Genomic DNA, 14,571 nt, shown 5'->3' with positions numbered 1-14,571 from the left:
TCAGGGCGTTCCGGCCACCCGCGCACGCAGCCACGCGTCCCGCGTATCGGCCGGCACCGCCAGCCACTGCGCACGCAGCGCGTCGCGCTCCTGCGGCGGCGTGCGCTGGGCCAGGGCGGCGAGATCGTCGCGCGCCTGCAGCGACGTCGCACGCAGCGCGAGCAGCACCGGGCCGCGCTGGTCTTCGGGCATCGCCGAGAACAGCGAATGCAGGCGCGGCCAATCGGCGCCGAGTACCGGGCCCAGCAGCCAGCCGCGGCGCAGGCTCAGATCGAGCTGTTCGAAGGCCAGCCGCAGCTCGCGCTGCTCGGGCTCGGGCAGGGTCTCGAAATGCGCGGCCGCCTGCTGCAGCCGCATGCGCTCGGCATGCGGCAGGGCGTCGGCCGCCTGCCAGGCGATCCGCCGGCGTGCACGCTCGCCGGCCGGCAGGATCTGCCACGCCGCCAGGCGCGCCTTCAATGCGTCGCGTTCGGCCGGGGTCATCTGCGCGAGGCGTGCGGCGCGGGCTTCGAGTTGTGCGCGTTCGGCGGCCGGCAACGATTCGGCCTTCAAGGCAGGCGGCAGGGCGGCCTGCGCGAGCGGCGCGGCGAGGAGCAGCAGCCCCGCGACGCCAGCGAAGCGGCGCACGCGCTCAGAGATCGGCATCGGTGGTCTCCATGCCGTCGGCATCGTCCGGCACGTCGTCGAGATGGGCGTCGCGGGTGTCGTCGGTCGGTGTTTCGATCTGCGTGGACAGCCACGCGTAGAACGCGGGGTCCTCGCGCCAGGGCGCGTTTTCCGATTCGGTCAGCAGTTCGAAGTCCGGCGCGGTCAGCAGCGCGACCTCGTCGTCGTAGGTCGCTGCCGGGGACTGGGCATCCGGCAGAGCTTCGATCCGGATCGTCGTGTCGTCGTCGAGACCGCCGCCCGGCAACGCATCGCGCCAGGTCCAGGCCAGCGCGGTGAGCATCGCGACCAGAACCACCGCCTGCGCCGGCCACAACCAGCGGGCACGGGTCCGGGGCGGCGACGGCGCAGCTTCGGCCGGGGGCGGCGCAGCGACGGCGCGCTGCAACGGAAACCGGCGCAGCGGCGGCACCTGGCCGCGCAGCGCGGCCTCGCGCAGGCCGGCCAGGCGCGCCAGGCGATCGGGCGGCAGCGCGCGGATCGCCGCCTGCGCGGCCTCGGCGATGCGACGCCAGGCGTCGGGATCGGGGCTGCCGTCCTCGCGATGCGGCAAGGCGCGCTGCAGGCCCAGTCGATACGTGGCCCGGGTGACGCCCAGAACCGCGGCCGCTTCGTGTTCCGGCAGGCCGGCCACCATCCGCAGCAGCACCGTGACGCGCGGACCGCCGGACAGACCGGCCAGTGCGGGCAGACCATCGGCGTCGTCGGGCAGCACCGCGGGCGCGCGCAGCGCCGGCGCCGCCAGCAGCTGGGCCCAGAACCGGCGCGGCCAATCGGGGAACGGGGTATTGGTCGCCAGCTGGCCGAAATCGGTCATCGCGGCGGCCAGCGCGGCGTCGCCGGTCTCGATGTCGCCGCTCTGCCACTGCGCGAACGCGGCCGCGCGCCGCTCCACCCCGCGCAGGAACGCGGCGACGGCGGAGGACATTCCGGGTGGAGCTGACTGGGGAGGCGTGGTCATCGGGGCCGGCGTGTGCGACCGCGCATCATAGCCATCCGCCGCCGCGGCCCAAGCCTTGACAGATCGTTGCGCAAACGTTCCACAGGCGCCGACGCGCGCAAGTGGTTGTTCACAGGGTTCACAACGCTGTCATCCAGCTGAAGAAGGCCACATGCCGATGCTGCATGACAACAATGTTTCACGGCCAAGCCTTTGATTCCATTGTGGATTACCCATATGGCACTTTTTTGTCCAACATATCCTTTACCCCACTGAATACCGCATAACGTCGTGTTCGAAGCGGTGTATGCACAGGCTTATCCACAGATCATGTGGATAAGCGGCAATCCCTTTTCTTTCCGGCACTTGCAGCGACAACGTACAAGTCAAGGGAGGTTGGGCGCGCAAATGAGGGAAGGCGCCGGTCGAGCCGATAGAATTTGCAGGTGCCCGATCCGAACGCCGCCCTTTCCGTCCTCCAGATCGCCCTGCCGGTGCCGCTGCCGCGCCTGTTCGACTATCGCGCGCCCGCCGGCGCCGCCGTCGGACCGGGCGATGTCGGACGCCGGGTCCGGGTGCCGTTCGGGCCCCGGGAACTGGTCGGCGTCGTGGCGGGCGTCGGCGCCCCCGACGATCCCGCGCAGACGCTCCGCGAGGCACTCGAGTGGCTCGACGACGCTCCGCTGCTGCACGGCGAGCTGGCCGCCTCGCTGCGCTGGCTCGCCCGCTACACCCATGCGCCGCTGGGCGAAGTGCTGGCGACGGCCCTGCCCGCCGCCCTGCGCCGCGGTGAGGCGCTGCCCGATACCCACGCCTGGGCCTGGCGGTTGACCGAAGCCGGTCGGACCGCGTTGTCCGGACTCAAAGCCGGTGGCCGCCCGCAGCGCCTGGCCGCCCTGCTCGCCCCCACGCCCAGGGACGAAGACGCGCTGGACCTGGCGATGGACGGCTGGCGCGCCGCCGCGCGCACGCTGGCCGGTCGCGGCCTCGCCGAACGCTTCGCGATTCCGGCCTCCCAGCTGGCACCCACGCCACAGCCAGGGCCGGCGCTGCACGACGAACAGCAGCAGGCGGTCGATACGGTCGCCGCCTGCACCGGTTTCGCCGCGCTGCTGCTCGATGGCGTGACCGGCAGCGGCAAGACCGAGGTCTACCTGCAGGCGATCGCGGATTGTCTGGCGCGCGGACGACAGGCGCTGGTGCTGGTGCCGGAGATCGGCCTGACCCCGCAGACGCTCGCGCGCTTCCGTGCCCGCCTCGGCGTGCCGGTGCATGCGCTGCATTCGGGACTGGGCGACGGCGAACGCGCGCGTGTCTGGGCGGCTGCAGCGCGCGGCGAGGCGCGCGTCGTCGTCGGCACGCGCTCGGCGGTGTTCGTGCCACTGCCCGATGCCGGGCTCATCGTCGTCGACGAGGAACACGACGGCAGCTACAAGCAGCAGGACGGCATCCGCTACCACGCGCGCGACTTCGCGCTGGTGCGCGCCAAGGCGCTCGACGTGCCGGTGCTGCTGGGCAGCGCGACGCCGTCGCTGGAATCGCTGCAGAACGCCGTCTCCGGCCGCTACGCGCATCTGCGTTTGACCCATCGCGCGGGCGCGGCGAAACCGCCGACCGTGCGCGTGCTCGATGTGCGCAAGCGCCCGCTTGAGGCCGGTCTGTCGCCGGAGATGTTCGCGGCGATCTCCGCCGCGCTCGCCGCCGGCGGACAGGTGCTGGTGTTCAAGAATCGCCGCGGCTATGCGCCGGTGCTGCTGTGCCACGACTGCGGCTGGAGCGCGCACTGCCCGCGCTGCAGCACGCCCGATCGCCCGCATCCGATGACCGTGCACGCCGGCGGACGTCGCCTGCAATGTCATCACTGCGGCCATCGCGCGAGCGCGCCGCTGGCGTGTCCGGATTGCGCGAGTCTCGGTCTGCAGCCGCAGGGCGTGGGCACCGAACGCATCGAGGAACTGCTGGCCGCGCGCTTCGCCGATGTGCCGGTGCTGCGCATCGACCGCGGCAGCACGCGTCGACGCGATGCGCTCGAAAATCTACTGGGCGAACTCGGCAGCCAGCCGGGCATCCTGATCGGCACGCAGATGCTGGCCAAGGGTCACGACCTGCCGAATCTCACGCTCGTGTGCGTGGTCGGTATCGATGAAGGACTGTTCTCGGCCGACTTCCGCGCCGGCGAGAAACTCGCGCAACTGCTGATCCAGGTCGCCGGACGCGCCGGGCGCGCGGAGAAAGCCGGTCAGGTGCTGCTGCAGACGCACCATCCCGAACATCCGCTGCTGCTGACGCTGATCCAGGGCGGCTATCACGCCTTCGCCGCGGAAGAACTGATGCAACGCGAGGCCGCGGGATTCCCGCCGTTCGCACCACTCGCACTGCTGCGCGCCGAATCGCAGCAGGCCGAACCGCCGATGGCGTTCCTGCAAGCCGCGCGCCGCGTGCTCGCGCCGCACGCAGGTCGCGACGCTGGCGGCATGCCGACGTTGCTGCTCGATGGACCGGTGGTCGCACCGATGCCGCGCCGCGCAGGCGTATACCGCGCGCAACTGCTGATCGCTACCGACCAGCGCCCGCGCCTGCACGCGATTCTCGATGCGGCGCTGCCGCTGATCTACGCCCTGCCCGAAGCGCGCCGCGCGCGCTGGTCGCTGGATGTGGATCCGGTCGATCTGTACTGAATCGACCGGACGCGATACGTCAGTCGGTGGCCGCCGGCTTGCGGCGACCGCGTGCACGTGACGCCTGCTGCGCGGCAGGCTTTTTCGGCGCCTCGCGGATCTCGACCGCCTGCCCGACCCGGCGCACTTCGAACAGTCCCGTCGCATCGATCAATGCACTGAGATTGCGATAGCCGTAGTTGCGCGCGTCGAACGAGCCCTGGTTGCGCACATGGCTGCCGACCTCGCCCAGATGCGACCAGCCGGCGTCATCGGCGCCTGCGGACACCGCGTTGCGCAGCAGCTGCACGAGTTCGCGATCGGCCTGCAGCTCACCGCCGGTGCGCGGTTTGGTCGTGCCGCCGCTGTCGACCTCGTCGGCCGCGCGGAGTTTCTCCAGATACAGGAACGTCGAACATGCCTTGACGAACGGCGTCGGCGTTTTCTCTTGGCCGAAGCCATAGACCGCATACCCGTCGTTGCGCAGCCGCATCACCAGCGGAGTGAAATCCGCATCGCTGGACACGATCGCGAAGCCGTCGAGGTTGCGCGCGTACATCAGGTCCATCGCGTCGATGACCATCGCCATGTCGGACGCGTTCTTGCCGGTGCTGTAGGCGAACTGCTGGATCGGGCGGATCGCATATTCGTGCAGCACTTTCTCCCAGCCGACCAGATGCTGGCTTTTCCAGTTGCCGTAGGCGCGGCGCACGTTGGCGACGCCGTGGCGTGCGACCTCGGCGAGGATCACGTCGATCTTCACCGCCGGTGCATTGTCGGCATCGATCAGCAGCGCGATGCGTTTTTCGTTGTCGATACGGGTGTGTTCGCCCAAGGCGGCTCTCCGGTCGGGGCGCGCAGCGCGCGCCGGATGCAACGCGGCGGGGTGTTCAGTCCGCGCCGAACAGTTCGCGGGCCATGACGATCGCGTCCTCGCGGCCGTTGTGCGCGGGGTAGTAACGCGGCCGCCGGCCGATCTCGTTGAACCCTTCGTCGTGATACAGCGCGACCGCATTCGGATTCGACGGTCGCACTTCGAGAAACACGCGCTGCGCGCCGTGCTGCTGGGCCAGATCGACCAGCGCGCGGAACAGGCGGCGGCCGTGACCCCGGCCCTGCAGGTCGGGATCGACGCAGACGTTGAGCACGTGCGCTTCGCCGGCCGCGACGCTCAATACACCGTAACCAGCGAGTCGCCGGTCGACGTGCAGCACCCACGCCGGATACGCCGCGCGCAGGCAGTCGTCGAAGATGCCGCGCGTCCACGGGAACGGATACGCGCGCAGTTCGATCTCCATGACCGCGTCGACATCGGTCGCGCGCATCGGACGCAGCGACCAGTCGCGCGCCGCAGCGGCGGCATCCGGCGTCGACTGCGTGTCGGGCTCAGCCACCATGACGGCGCAACCGGCGCAGCCGCGGCCACAGGGCACGCTTGGCCGACGCCGAGCGCAGATCGGCCAACGTGCCGAGACTGCGCACGAAGGCGAATGCCCCGTCGCCTTCGCGACTCAGGCCGGCAGCGCGCAGCAACGGGTCGACGAGCGGGTCGTCCGGCAACACCTGCCCGGGCACCTGCACGCGATAGCGGTCGTGGCCCAGCGCATCAAGCGCCGCGATCTGCAGCGCATCCCAGGTCACGAGGCGGCCTCCGCGCCTCCGCGGCGGCGCAGCAGCCACAGCGTCGGACCGGACAATGCGTAAAGCACGGCGGCGATCAGCAGGGTCTTGGGCGGATCCACCCACATCGCGATCAGCAGGCCGACTGCGACGACCAGCGCCACGAACGGCACCCGATCGGACTTCGGCCCGGTGCCGCTGCCCTTGAAGCTGGTGTAGCGGATGCGGCTGACCATCAGCAGGCCGCAGACCACCGTGACCGCGAGCGCGACGTAGCGCAGCGCGTCGCCGGTGAAGTCGAGCTCGTGGCAGGTCCAGACGAAACTCGCCATCAGGCCCGCCGCCGCGGGACTCGCCAGGCCGACGAAATAGCGCTTGTCGACCGTCGCCACCTGGCTGTTGAACCGCGCCAGACGCAGCGCCGCGCAGGCGGCGTAGAGGAATGCGCCCAGCCAGCCGATCTTGCCGAGCGTGGTGCCGTCGAGGCGCATCGCCATCAGCGACCAGTGGTACATCACCAGCGCCGGCGCCAGACCGAAACTGATCAGGTCGGCCAGCGAGTCGTACTGCACGCCGAACTCGCTCTGGGTATTGGTCAGGCGTGCGACCCGGCCGTCGATGCCGTCGAGCACCGCGGCGACGAAGATCGCGATGCAGGCGGCGCTGAAGCGGCCCTGCGATGCGGCGATGATCGCGAAGAATCCCGCGAACAGGCCGCCGGTGGTGAACAGATTCGGCAGCAGGTAGATGCCGCGGCCGCGGCGCGGGGTCGGGTCGGGTTGGCTCATGCGGGCCAGTGTAGCGCCTGCATCGGGCCGGCCGGCGACAGCGGTTGCGCCTGCGGCCCCGGAGTGCTGCAATCGCCGCCACATTCGAGCACCTGCCGGGGACCGCCATGCGCCGCACTTTCGTGACCGCCCTTGCATTGCTCATCGCCGCCGCGCCACTCGCCGCCAGCGAGGTCTACAGCTGGAAGGACGCGCGCGGCGTCACCCATTATTCGCAGACACCGCCGCCGGCCGGCACGCGTTTCGAAGTGCGCAACGTGCACGGCAACGCCGCGTCGTCCACGGCGGCCACGCCTGCACCGGCGGCCGCACCCGCGGTGGCGCCGGCGGCGACCACCGCCAGTGCGGGGGGCGACAACAGCCAGTGCGCACTCGCCCGGACCAACGTTGCCGCACTCAAGGGCGAAGGCGCGGTGCAGCAGCTCGGCGCCGACGGCAAGCCGCGCGAACTCGCCGGCAGCGAACGCGCCGACCAGCTCGCGCTGTCGGAAGCCGCGGTCCGCGCCTACTGCCGCTGACACCCGGCCGGCAGGCCGGCACGCGCGGGGCGCGTGGCACACTATCGCCCCCCGTTCCCAGCCAGAAGCCGCCGATGCGCCTGTCGCAGTTCCATCTCCGCACCGAGAAAGAAACGCCCGCCGATGCCGAGGTCACCAGCCACAAGCTGATGCTCAAGGCCGGCATGCTGCGCAAGCTGGGCGCCGGTCTCTATACGTGGTCGCCGCTGGGCCTGCGCGTGCTGCGCAAGGTCGAAGGCATCGTGCGCGAGGAAATGAACGCCGCCGGCGCGATCGAACTGCTGATGCCGGCCGTGCAGCCGCGTGAGTTGTGGGAAGAAACCGGCCGCTGGGAGAAGTTCGGCGGCCAGCTGCTGAAGATGCAGGACCGCAAGGAGAGCTGGTACTGCTTCGGCCCGACGCACGAGGAAGTCGTCACCGATTTCGCGCGCAGCGAACTGGCCAGCTACAAGCAGCTGCCGGTGAATTTCTACCAGATCCAGACCAAGTTCCGGGACGAGATCCGCCCGCGTTTCGGCGTGATGCGCGCGCGCGAATTCCTGATGAAGGATGCTTACTCGTTCGACATCGACGAGGCCGGCATGGCCGCGTCGTACCAGACCATGCATGCGGCCTACACGCGCATCTTCACCCGTCTGGGTCTCGAGTTCCGCTCGGTGCAGGCAGATTCGGGCGCGATCGGCGGTGACGCCTCGCAGGAATTCCACGTCATCGCCGACTCCGGCGAAGACGCGCTGGTGTTCTCGACCGGCTCGGAATACGCCGCGAACGTCGAAGCCGCGCGCGCCGCTGCGCCCGCGCCGCGTCCGGCGGCATCGGAAACCCTGCGCAAGGTCGACACGCCGACGCAGAAGACCTGCGAAGACGTCGCCGCCCTGCTCGACATTCCGCTCGCGCGCACCGCGAAGTCGATCGCGCTGATGGCCGGCGAGACCTTCGTCCTCGCGCTGGTGCGCGGCGACCATGCGGTCAATGCGATCAAGCTCGCCAAGGTCGACGGCCTGGGCGATTACCGCATGGCGACGGAAGCGGAAATCGCCGCGCATCTGGGCGCGGCGCCGGGCTTCCTCGGACCGATCGGCGCAGCGAAGCCGATCCGCGTCGTCGCCGATCTCGAAGTCGCCGCACTGGCCGATTTCGTCGTCGGCGCCAACGCCACCGGCTTCCACATCGCCGGCGTCAACTGGGGCCGCGATCTGCCCGAGGCCGACGTGGTCGCCGACATCCGCGACGTCGTCGCCGGTGACCGCGCCGAAGACGGCGGCGAACTGAAGATCGCGCGCGGGATCGAGGTCGGCCACGTGTTCCAGCTCGGCCGCAAGTACGCCGAGGCCATGCACTTCAAGGTGCTCGACGCCAACGGCAAGGCGACCGTGCCCTTCATGGGCTGCTACGGCATCGGCGTGTCGCGCATCGTCGCGGCGGCGATCGAACAGAACCACGACGCCAACGGCATCGTGTGGCCGCTCGCGATGGCGCCGTGGCAGGTCGCGGTGTGCGTGATCAATCCGAAGAACGAGGCGCACGTGGCCGAGGCCGCGGACGCGCTGTACCGCGAGCTCGGCGCGGCCGGTTTTGAAACCGTGCTCGACGACCGCGGCCTGCGCCCCGGCATGATGTTCGGCGACATCGAACTGATCGGCATTCCGCATCGCGTGGTGGTCTCGGCGCGCGGACTGGAATCGGGCGCGTTCGAGTATCGCGCGCGCCATGCCAGCGAATCGGAGAATCTCGATCGCGAGGCGCTGTTCTCGCGCCTGCGCGGCTGAGGGTTTCCTGCGCGAAACCGGCGGCATTTACCGCCGGATAATCCCGAATGTTCACGCGGCCTGCACGAGCGGGCCGCGCCGCCGTGTGCGCGGTGTTTGTCGGCCCGGGATAAACAGGATTAAGATGCCGCCCATGCCAATGGACTGGTATTCCCGATAATCAGCCGGAGCCGACTCGAATGGCGTTTGACCTCAATGCATTTTCACCCCAGCAGCTCGACGCGCTGATCACCCAGGCCAAGGAGCGCAAGACGACGCTGAAGAAGCGCAAGCCGCTGACGGCCGTGCGCAAGAAGCTGACCGACATGGCCGCGGCCGAGGGTTACAGCATCGCCGAGCTGTTCGGTGGCGGCGCACCGCGCGCGGCATCGACCGCGGCTGCGCCTGCGGCGCGCAAGAGCGCGACCAAGGGTCGCAAGCTCGGCAAGGTGGCGCCGAAGTACCGCAATCCGGCGAACAAGGCCGAGACCTGGACCGGTCGTGGCAAGCAGCCGCTGTGGCTGGCCGCGCACACCAAGAAGGGCCGCAAGCTGGAAGAGTTCCTGATCCAGAAGTGAGCCCGGCGGTGCGCGCCGCGCATTGACGTTCGAGAACGCCCTCCGACCGGAGGGCGTTTGCGTATGCGGCTCAGAGGTTCTTGCGCGCCGGCAGCAGCACGTTGCCGAACAGCAGGCCGGCGATCAGCGCCAGCACGATGTTCATCACCACCAGCGCCGCTTCCTGGCCGGCGGCCATGTCCTGCTGCTGCACCAGATTCATCAGACCGCGCAGGCTGTTGCTGCCGGGCACCAGCATGATCAGCCCCGGCACCCGGATCACCGCGCCCGGACGGTTGGCCCAGCGCGCGTAACCGTTGCCGGCCGCGGTGGTCACCAGCGCGGCGACGAACAGGCCGATGTTCGGCCCGAGCGCAGCGCCGACCCAGCGCGAGACGAGATACCCCGACGCGGCGGCGCCCATGACCAGCAGCACGTCGCGTCGACCGGCGCGGAACAGGATCGCGAACGCGCCGGCCGCGGTCGCCAGCGCCGCCCATTCCACCCAGTCGGGCTGCGGCCGCAGCGCGCGCACGTTCGGCGTGACGCCGAGCATCTGCATCAGCGTGAGCGCGATGATCGTGCCGATGGTGAGTTTGAGCACCGTGGTGATCGCCCCGGCGAAGCGCGCCGTGCCCGACACCAGATGCTGGCTGGTCAGTTCGTTGATCGCATTGGTGAGCGCCATACCCGGCAGCATCACGATCAGCGAGGCAATGACCACGGTATTGAGATTCAGCGGTGCGACGAAGGCCGACACCAGGATCGCGACCACGCCGGCGACCATGCCGGCCAGCGCTTCGTGCGCTTCCTTGAGACGCGTACCGTTGCGCGTGACCAGGTCGAGCAGACCGATGAGCAGGCCGATGGTGCCCGCCGTCGCGATGTCGGCCCACGGCAGCCGCCACAGGCCGGCAACGCCCATCGCGACCATCGCGAAGCCCATGACCTGCGCCGCCTTGCCCCAGGCGCGCGGTTCGCGTGCGTCGAGCGCGCGCAGCGCGGCGTAGCCTTCGGCCAGATCCATCTCGCCGGCCATGACCTGCTCTGCGATGCGGTCGGTCTCGCACAGCTTGTAGAGGTTCACGTCGCCCGGCGACATGCGGATCACGCGCGTGGTGTCGCTGTCGCCCGGCGGGCGCAGCGGATCGCTGAAGGACAGCACCATGCCGGTCGGATTCACCCAGGGCTCGCAGTCGATACCGAGTTGCTGGGTCACCGCGATCACCGCGCCTTCGAGGCGCTGCGCGGTGGTGCCGTAGGCATGCAGATGCTCGGCCAGCTCGACCACGAAGGCGATGCGCGTGGCGTAGCTGGCAGTGGTGAGCGGGGTGGCGCCGGACATCGGCACAGGATCGCACGTCGCGCCGGGCGCCCGGTAGGCCGAGCCGCCGTGATGCGCGGCCTCACACCTGATTTCGGTATGCTCACCGGCGTTTGCACCTCGACCGACCGATGCCTGCATGACCGTCCCCCGTCACGCCACGCCCAGCGCCGATTCCGGTGACGGTGGATCGCTGCGGCTGCGCGGGCACTGGACGCTCGCCTACGCCGGCGACATCGAGACGGTCCTGCGCGCGCACGAGGCGCCGGCGGGCGACGTGGATGCGACCGGCGTCGACCGGCTGGACTCGGTGGGCGTGCTGCAGCTGCTGCGCTTCGCCGAAAAACGCGGCCTGGATTTTTCGACGTTCCGGTTCCGCGACGACCACCACGCGCTGGTCGAGGCAATCGAGGACGTCGCCGACGACCGGCCGAAGAAGAAGCGCGATTACGGCGTGTACGCCGCGCTCGCCCGTTTCGGCGAGACGATGCACGACAACTGGCGCGAGATCGTCGCGCTCGTCAGCTTCCTCGGCGAAACCCTGCTCAAGCTCGGACGCCTGCTGGTGTCGCCGCGACGCTTCCGCATGACCTCGACCGTGCACCACATGGAGCAGGTCGGCCTCGACGCGGTGCCGCTGGTCGCGCTGCTGTCGTTCCTGGTCGGCGCGGTCATCGCTTTTCTCGGCTCGACCGTCCTGGCCGAATTCGGCGCGACGATCTTCGTCGTCGAACTGGTGTCGATCGCGTTCCTGCGCGAATTCGGCGTGCTGCTGACGGCGATCCTGCTCGCCGGTCGCACCGCCAGTGCGTTCACGGCGCAGATCGGCGCGATGGTGAGCCGCGAGGAAGTGGATGCGATCCGCACGCTCGGGCTCGACCCGGTGGATCTGCTGGTGATTCCGCGCGTGGTCGCGCTGATGGTGATGCTGCCGCTGCTGACCTTCATCGCGATGATCGCCGGCCTGATCGGCGGCCTGACCGTCGGTGCCTTCAGTCTCGACATTCCCCCGCAGGCCTACATGGCGCGCATGTACGAGACCATGAACGTCCGGCACTTCTTCGTCGGCATGTCCAAGGCGCCGATCTTCGCGATGGTGATCGGCCTGATCGGCTGCCTGGAAGGCCTTCAGGTCAAGGGCACGGCGCAGTCGGTCGGCGAGCGCACGACCTCGAGCGTGGTGCAGACGATCTCGCTGGTGATCGTATTCGACGCGTTCGCCGCGATCTGGTTCATGCACGTGGGATGGTGACGATGTCCGACACACCCACCCGCGATGCGCGCGCGCAGGACGACCTCAGCGACGAGATCGCGATCCGCGTGCGTGGCCTGGTCAACCGTTTTGGCGCGCAGACCGTGCACGAGAACCTCGATCTCGACGTGCGTCGCGGCGAGATCCTCGGCGTGGTCGGCGGTTCGGGCACGGGCAAGTCGGTGCTGATGCGCAGCATCCTGGGGCTGCGTCCACCGCAGGCGGGCACCATAGAGGTGCTGGGCGCCGATGCGCTGTCGCGCGACGTCGAGGAGCGCCGGCACATCGAACGCAACACCGGCGTGCTGTTCCAGGACGGCGCGCTGTTCTCGTCGCTGACCGTCGGCGAGAACGTGCAGGTGCCGCTGAAGGAACACCATCCGGACCTGCGCGATTCACTGCGTTACGAGCTGGCGCTGCTGAAGGTCAAACTGTCCGGCCTGCCGGCCAATGCGCTCGACAAGCTGCCGGCGGAACTGTCGGGCGGCATGCGCAAGCGCGCGGGCCTGGCGCGTGCGCTGGCGCTCGACCCGCCGCTGCTGTTCCTCGACGAGCCCACGGCCGGTCTCGATCCGATCGGCGCGGCCGCGTTCGACCGCCTGATCCGCACGCTGCAGGAAGCGCTGGGACTGACCGTGTTCCTGATCACACACGACCTCGACACTCTGTACGCTATCTGTGACCGCATCGCGGTCCTGGCCGACAAACAGGTGATCGCGGTGGCGCCGGTGGCGGAGATCGAACAGGTCGACCATCCCTGGATCCAGGATTATTTCCACGGCCCGCGCGGCCGTGCCGCACGCGACGCCAGGGCCAACGCCCCGGGAGCCCACTGATGGAAACCAGAGCCAATTACGTCCTCATCGGCGCGTTCACGCTCATCGCGTCGATCGCCTTGCTCGGCTTCGCGCTGTGGGCGGCGAAGTATTCGTCCGACCGCAGCTGGAACGAGTTCGACGTCGTCTTCCGCGAGCCGGTGACCGGCCTGACCGAGGGCAGCAGCGTGCAGTACAACGGCATCGCCGTGGGCACTGTCGACAACCTGCAGCTCGCGCCACAGGACCCGCGCCAGGTCATCGCGCGGCTGCGCGTGCAGGCCAATGCGCCGGTGAAGACCGACACCCGTGCGCGCATGTCCATGACCAGCCTGACCGGTTCTCCGATCATCCAGCTCACCGGCGGCTCGCCCGAAGCGCCGATGCTGGTGTCCGAAGACAGCGACCGCGTGCCGATCATCCAGACCGAAGCCTCGGCGCTGCAGAACATCTCTGACACCGCGAACCGCCTCGTCGAACGCCTCGACCGCGTGCTCAGCGAGGAGAACGTCGCGCGCATCTCCAACACGCTGGAGAACATCGAAGGCATGACCGGCTCGGTCGCCGGGCAGCGCGAGGACCTCGCCGCGATCATCGTCAATGCGCGGACCGCCAGCGAACAGCTGGAGCAGACGCTGACCACGACCAATCGCGCGATGACCAACTTCGACCGCGAGCTGGTGCAGAAGCTGCCGGGCCTGGTGTCGAGCCTGGAAAGCACGCTCGCGCGCATGGACTCGGCCGCCGGCGGCGCCGATACCATCCTCAACGAGAACCGCGCGGCGATCAGCAGCTTCGCCAACGACGGCCTGTCGCAGCTCGGCCCGACGCTCGGCGAACTGCGTTCGCTCGTCCGCGACCTGCGCCGCATCAGCGACCGTCTCGACGCCAATCCCGCGCGCTACCTGCTCGGCCGCGACGCGCCGAAGGAATTCGAACCCGAATGATCACGCCCACGACCTCCGCGCGACGCGCCCTGCCCCGTCTCGCCGTCGCACTCGCGCTCGGCACACTGCTCGCCGGCTGCAGCTCCCTGCTGGGTGGCGGTGGCGGTGAACGCGACCGTTCGACTATCTATGCGCCCGATCCCCGCGTCGAAGCCAATCCCGCATGGCCGCGCGCCGACTGGCAGCTCACGCTGAGCCCGCCGACCGCCGCGCGCATGATCGACAGCTTCCGCATCGCCGTGCGCCCGACGCCCGCCGAACTGCAGGTTTACCGCGGCGCCAGCTGGGCGAAAACGCCGACCGACATGCTGCAGGACACCGTGCTGCGCACGATGGAAGACTCGGGCAACATTCCCGCCGTCGCGCGTCAGGGCGCCGGCATCACCGCCGACTACAAGCTGGTCATCGACCTGCGCCGCTTCGAGGCCGACTACAACGGCAACGTGCTGCCGGCGGCGACGATCGAAGCCAACGTCAAGCTGATCCACAACATCGACCAGACCGTCGTGGGCTCGCGCACGTTCATCGCGGCGCAGCCGGCGTCGAGCACCGAAGTCGCGCAGGTCGTCGATGCGTTCTCGGTTGCCCTGCAGAGCATCAGCGGCGAGATGGTCGGCTGGATTCTCGAGTCGGGCAACGCGCACGAAGTGACCCACGATCGCAGGCCGCCGGCGGTGGCCGCGCCGCGGCGCTGAGTCGCGTCTTCGCCGCGCTTTTCTTGCGTAGCGCCTCGTCCGGC

At 69.5% G+C, this 14,571-nt stretch carries 15 protein-coding genes; 8 read left to right on the top strand and 7 right to left on the bottom strand.

Going from position 1 to position 14,571, the window contains the following annotated elements; translation table 11 throughout:
* Together V3391_RS10110 and V3391_RS10105 are read right to left on the bottom strand one after the other, a co-directional pair.
* On the bottom strand, window positions 1–645 hold the full coding sequence (locus V3391_RS10110; protein WP_332078282.1) for a DUF3106 domain-containing protein: 645 nt from the start codon (window positions 643–645) through the stop codon (window positions 1–3).
* On the bottom strand, window positions 632–1,594 hold the full coding sequence (locus V3391_RS10105; protein ID WP_332078281.1) for a hypothetical protein: 963 nt from the start codon (window positions 1,592–1,594) through the stop codon (window positions 632–634). Before V3391_RS10105 ends, V3391_RS10110 begins: the two co-directional genes overlap by 14 nt.
* Window positions 1,595–2,052: 458 nt before the next feature.
* Here V3391_RS10105 and V3391_RS10100 point away from each other — a divergent pair, with 458 nt between their 5' ends.
* Window positions 2,053–4,284 carry a primosomal protein N' gene (locus V3391_RS10100; protein WP_332078280.1) on the top strand — a complete coding sequence of 744 codons (2,232 nt, stop codon included), beginning with the start codon at window positions 2,053–2,055 and terminating at the stop codon, window positions 4,282–4,284.
* Between the two features lie 19 nt (window positions 4,285–4,303).
* Here the strand turns inward: V3391_RS10100 and V3391_RS10095 are convergent, their stop codons facing one another.
* Genes V3391_RS10095 through pssA form a run of 4 tightly spaced genes read right to left on the bottom strand, consistent with a single transcriptional unit; the run spans window position 4,304 to window position 6,671 of the window.
* The gene (locus V3391_RS10095; protein WP_332078279.1) at window positions 4,304–5,098 is read right to left on the bottom strand and encodes an NYN domain-containing protein; all 795 of its coding nucleotides are present in this window, start codon (window positions 5,096–5,098) and stop codon (window positions 4,304–4,306) included.
* A gap of 55 nt (window positions 5,099–5,153) precedes the next feature.
* The gene (gene rimI, locus V3391_RS10090) at window positions 5,154–5,660 is read right to left on the bottom strand and encodes a ribosomal protein S18-alanine N-acetyltransferase (RefSeq protein WP_332078278.1); all 507 of its coding nucleotides are present in this window, start codon (window positions 5,658–5,660) and stop codon (window positions 5,154–5,156) included.
* Entirely contained in the window at window positions 5,650–5,904 is a 255-nt protein-coding gene (locus V3391_RS10085) for a hypothetical protein (protein ID WP_332078277.1), read from the bottom strand. The genes rimI and V3391_RS10085 overlap by 11 nt, the downstream gene beginning before the upstream one ends.
* Entirely contained in the window at window positions 5,901–6,671 is a 771-nt protein-coding gene (gene pssA, locus V3391_RS10080) for a CDP-diacylglycerol--serine O-phosphatidyltransferase (protein WP_332078276.1), read from the bottom strand. Before pssA ends, V3391_RS10085 begins: the two co-directional genes overlap by 4 nt.
* 107 nt (window positions 6,672–6,778) lie before the next feature.
* Here pssA and V3391_RS10075 point away from each other — a divergent pair, with 107 nt between their 5' ends.
* From V3391_RS10075 to V3391_RS10065, 3 genes are all read left to right on the top strand, one after another.
* Window positions 6,779–7,189, top strand: coding sequence for a DUF4124 domain-containing protein (locus V3391_RS10075; protein ID WP_332078275.1), 411 nt, complete (start codon window positions 6,779–6,781; stop codon window positions 7,187–7,189).
* A gap of 74 nt (window positions 7,190–7,263) precedes the next feature.
* Entirely contained in the window at window positions 7,264–8,958 is a 1,695-nt protein-coding gene (locus V3391_RS10070; protein ID WP_332078274.1) for a proline--tRNA ligase, read from the top strand.
* A gap of 179 nt (window positions 8,959–9,137) precedes the next feature.
* Window positions 9,138–9,515, top strand: a complete 378-nt coding sequence (locus V3391_RS10065) for an H-NS histone family protein (RefSeq protein ID WP_332078273.1) — start codon at window positions 9,138–9,140, stop codon at window positions 9,513–9,515.
* A gap of 70 nt (window positions 9,516–9,585) precedes the next feature.
* Here the strand turns inward: V3391_RS10065 and V3391_RS10060 are convergent, their stop codons facing one another.
* The gene (locus tag V3391_RS10060) at window positions 9,586–10,839 is read right to left on the bottom strand and encodes a threonine/serine exporter family protein (RefSeq protein WP_332078272.1); all 1,254 of its coding nucleotides are present in this window, start codon (window positions 10,837–10,839) and stop codon (window positions 9,586–9,588) included.
* 118 nt (window positions 10,840–10,957) lie between these two features.
* On the opposite strand from V3391_RS10060, the gene V3391_RS10055 reads away from it, so the two are divergent.
* From V3391_RS10055 to V3391_RS10040, 4 genes are read left to right on the top strand one after another with little or no spacing between them, the layout of a single operon-like run.
* Window positions 10,958–12,070, top strand: a complete 1,113-nt coding sequence (locus V3391_RS10055) for an ABC transporter permease (RefSeq protein ID WP_332078271.1) — start codon at window positions 10,958–10,960, stop codon at window positions 12,068–12,070.
* Window positions 12,071–12,072: 2 nt separating this feature from the next.
* Window positions 12,073–12,906 carry an ABC transporter ATP-binding protein gene (locus V3391_RS10050; protein ID WP_332078270.1) on the top strand — a complete coding sequence of 278 codons (834 nt, stop codon included), beginning with the start codon at window positions 12,073–12,075 and terminating at the stop codon, window positions 12,904–12,906.
* Complete coding sequence (locus tag V3391_RS10045; protein WP_332078269.1) at window positions 12,906–13,832, top strand: MlaD family protein; 927 nt, start codon at window positions 12,906–12,908, stop codon at window positions 13,830–13,832. Before V3391_RS10050 ends, V3391_RS10045 begins: the two co-directional genes overlap by 1 nt.
* Complete coding sequence (locus V3391_RS10040) at window positions 13,829–14,527, top strand: ABC-type transport auxiliary lipoprotein family protein (RefSeq protein WP_332078268.1); 699 nt, start codon at window positions 13,829–13,831, stop codon at window positions 14,525–14,527. Before V3391_RS10045 ends, V3391_RS10040 begins: the two co-directional genes overlap by 4 nt.
* The last annotated feature ends 44 nt before the right edge of the window (window positions 14,528–14,571 follow it).

The organism is Luteimonas flava (genome assembly GCF_036584485.1).
Lineage (GTDB): Bacteria > Pseudomonadota > Gammaproteobacteria > Xanthomonadales > Xanthomonadaceae > Luteimonas > Luteimonas flava.
Note: the sequence above shows the minus strand (reverse complement) of the source record. Positions and strands in the feature narration are given on the sequence as shown.

Bases quoted from the DNA above. Each gene is read 5' to 3' on its own strand.
- V3391_RS10055 (WP_332078271.1), top strand. From the start codon at position 10,958: ATGACCGTCCCCCGTCACGCCACGCCCAGCGCCGATTCCGGTGACGGT.
- V3391_RS10050 (WP_332078270.1), top strand. From the start codon at position 12,073: ATGTCCGACACACCCACCCGCGATGCGCGCGCGCAGGACGACCTCAGC.
- V3391_RS10040 (WP_332078268.1), top strand. From the start codon at position 13,829: ATGATCACGCCCACGACCTCCGCGCGACGCGCCCTGCCCCGTCTCGCC.
- V3391_RS10110 (WP_332078282.1), bottom strand. From the start codon at position 645: ATGCCGATCTCTGAGCGCGTGCGCCGCTTCGCTGGCGTCGCGGGGCTG.
- V3391_RS10075 (WP_332078275.1), top strand. From the start codon at position 6,779: ATGCGCCGCACTTTCGTGACCGCCCTTGCATTGCTCATCGCCGCCGCG.
- V3391_RS10060 (WP_332078272.1), bottom strand. From the start codon at position 10,839: ATGTCCGGCGCCACCCCGCTCACCACTGCCAGCTACGCCACGCGCATC.
- V3391_RS10070 (WP_332078274.1), top strand. From the start codon at position 7,264: ATGCGCCTGTCGCAGTTCCATCTCCGCACCGAGAAAGAAACGCCCGCC.
- rimI (WP_332078278.1), bottom strand. From the start codon at position 5,660: ATGGTGGCTGAGCCCGACACGCAGTCGACGCCGGATGCCGCCGCTGCG.
- V3391_RS10065 (WP_332078273.1), top strand. From the start codon at position 9,138: ATGGCGTTTGACCTCAATGCATTTTCACCCCAGCAGCTCGACGCGCTG.
- V3391_RS10105 (WP_332078281.1), bottom strand. From the start codon at position 1,594: ATGTCCTCCGCCGTCGCCGCGTTCCTGCGCGGGGTGGAGCGGCGCGCG.
- pssA (WP_332078276.1), bottom strand. From the start codon at position 6,671: ATGAGCCAACCCGACCCGACCCCGCGCCGCGGCCGCGGCATCTACCTG.
- V3391_RS10045 (WP_332078269.1), top strand. From the start codon at position 12,906: ATGGAAACCAGAGCCAATTACGTCCTCATCGGCGCGTTCACGCTCATC.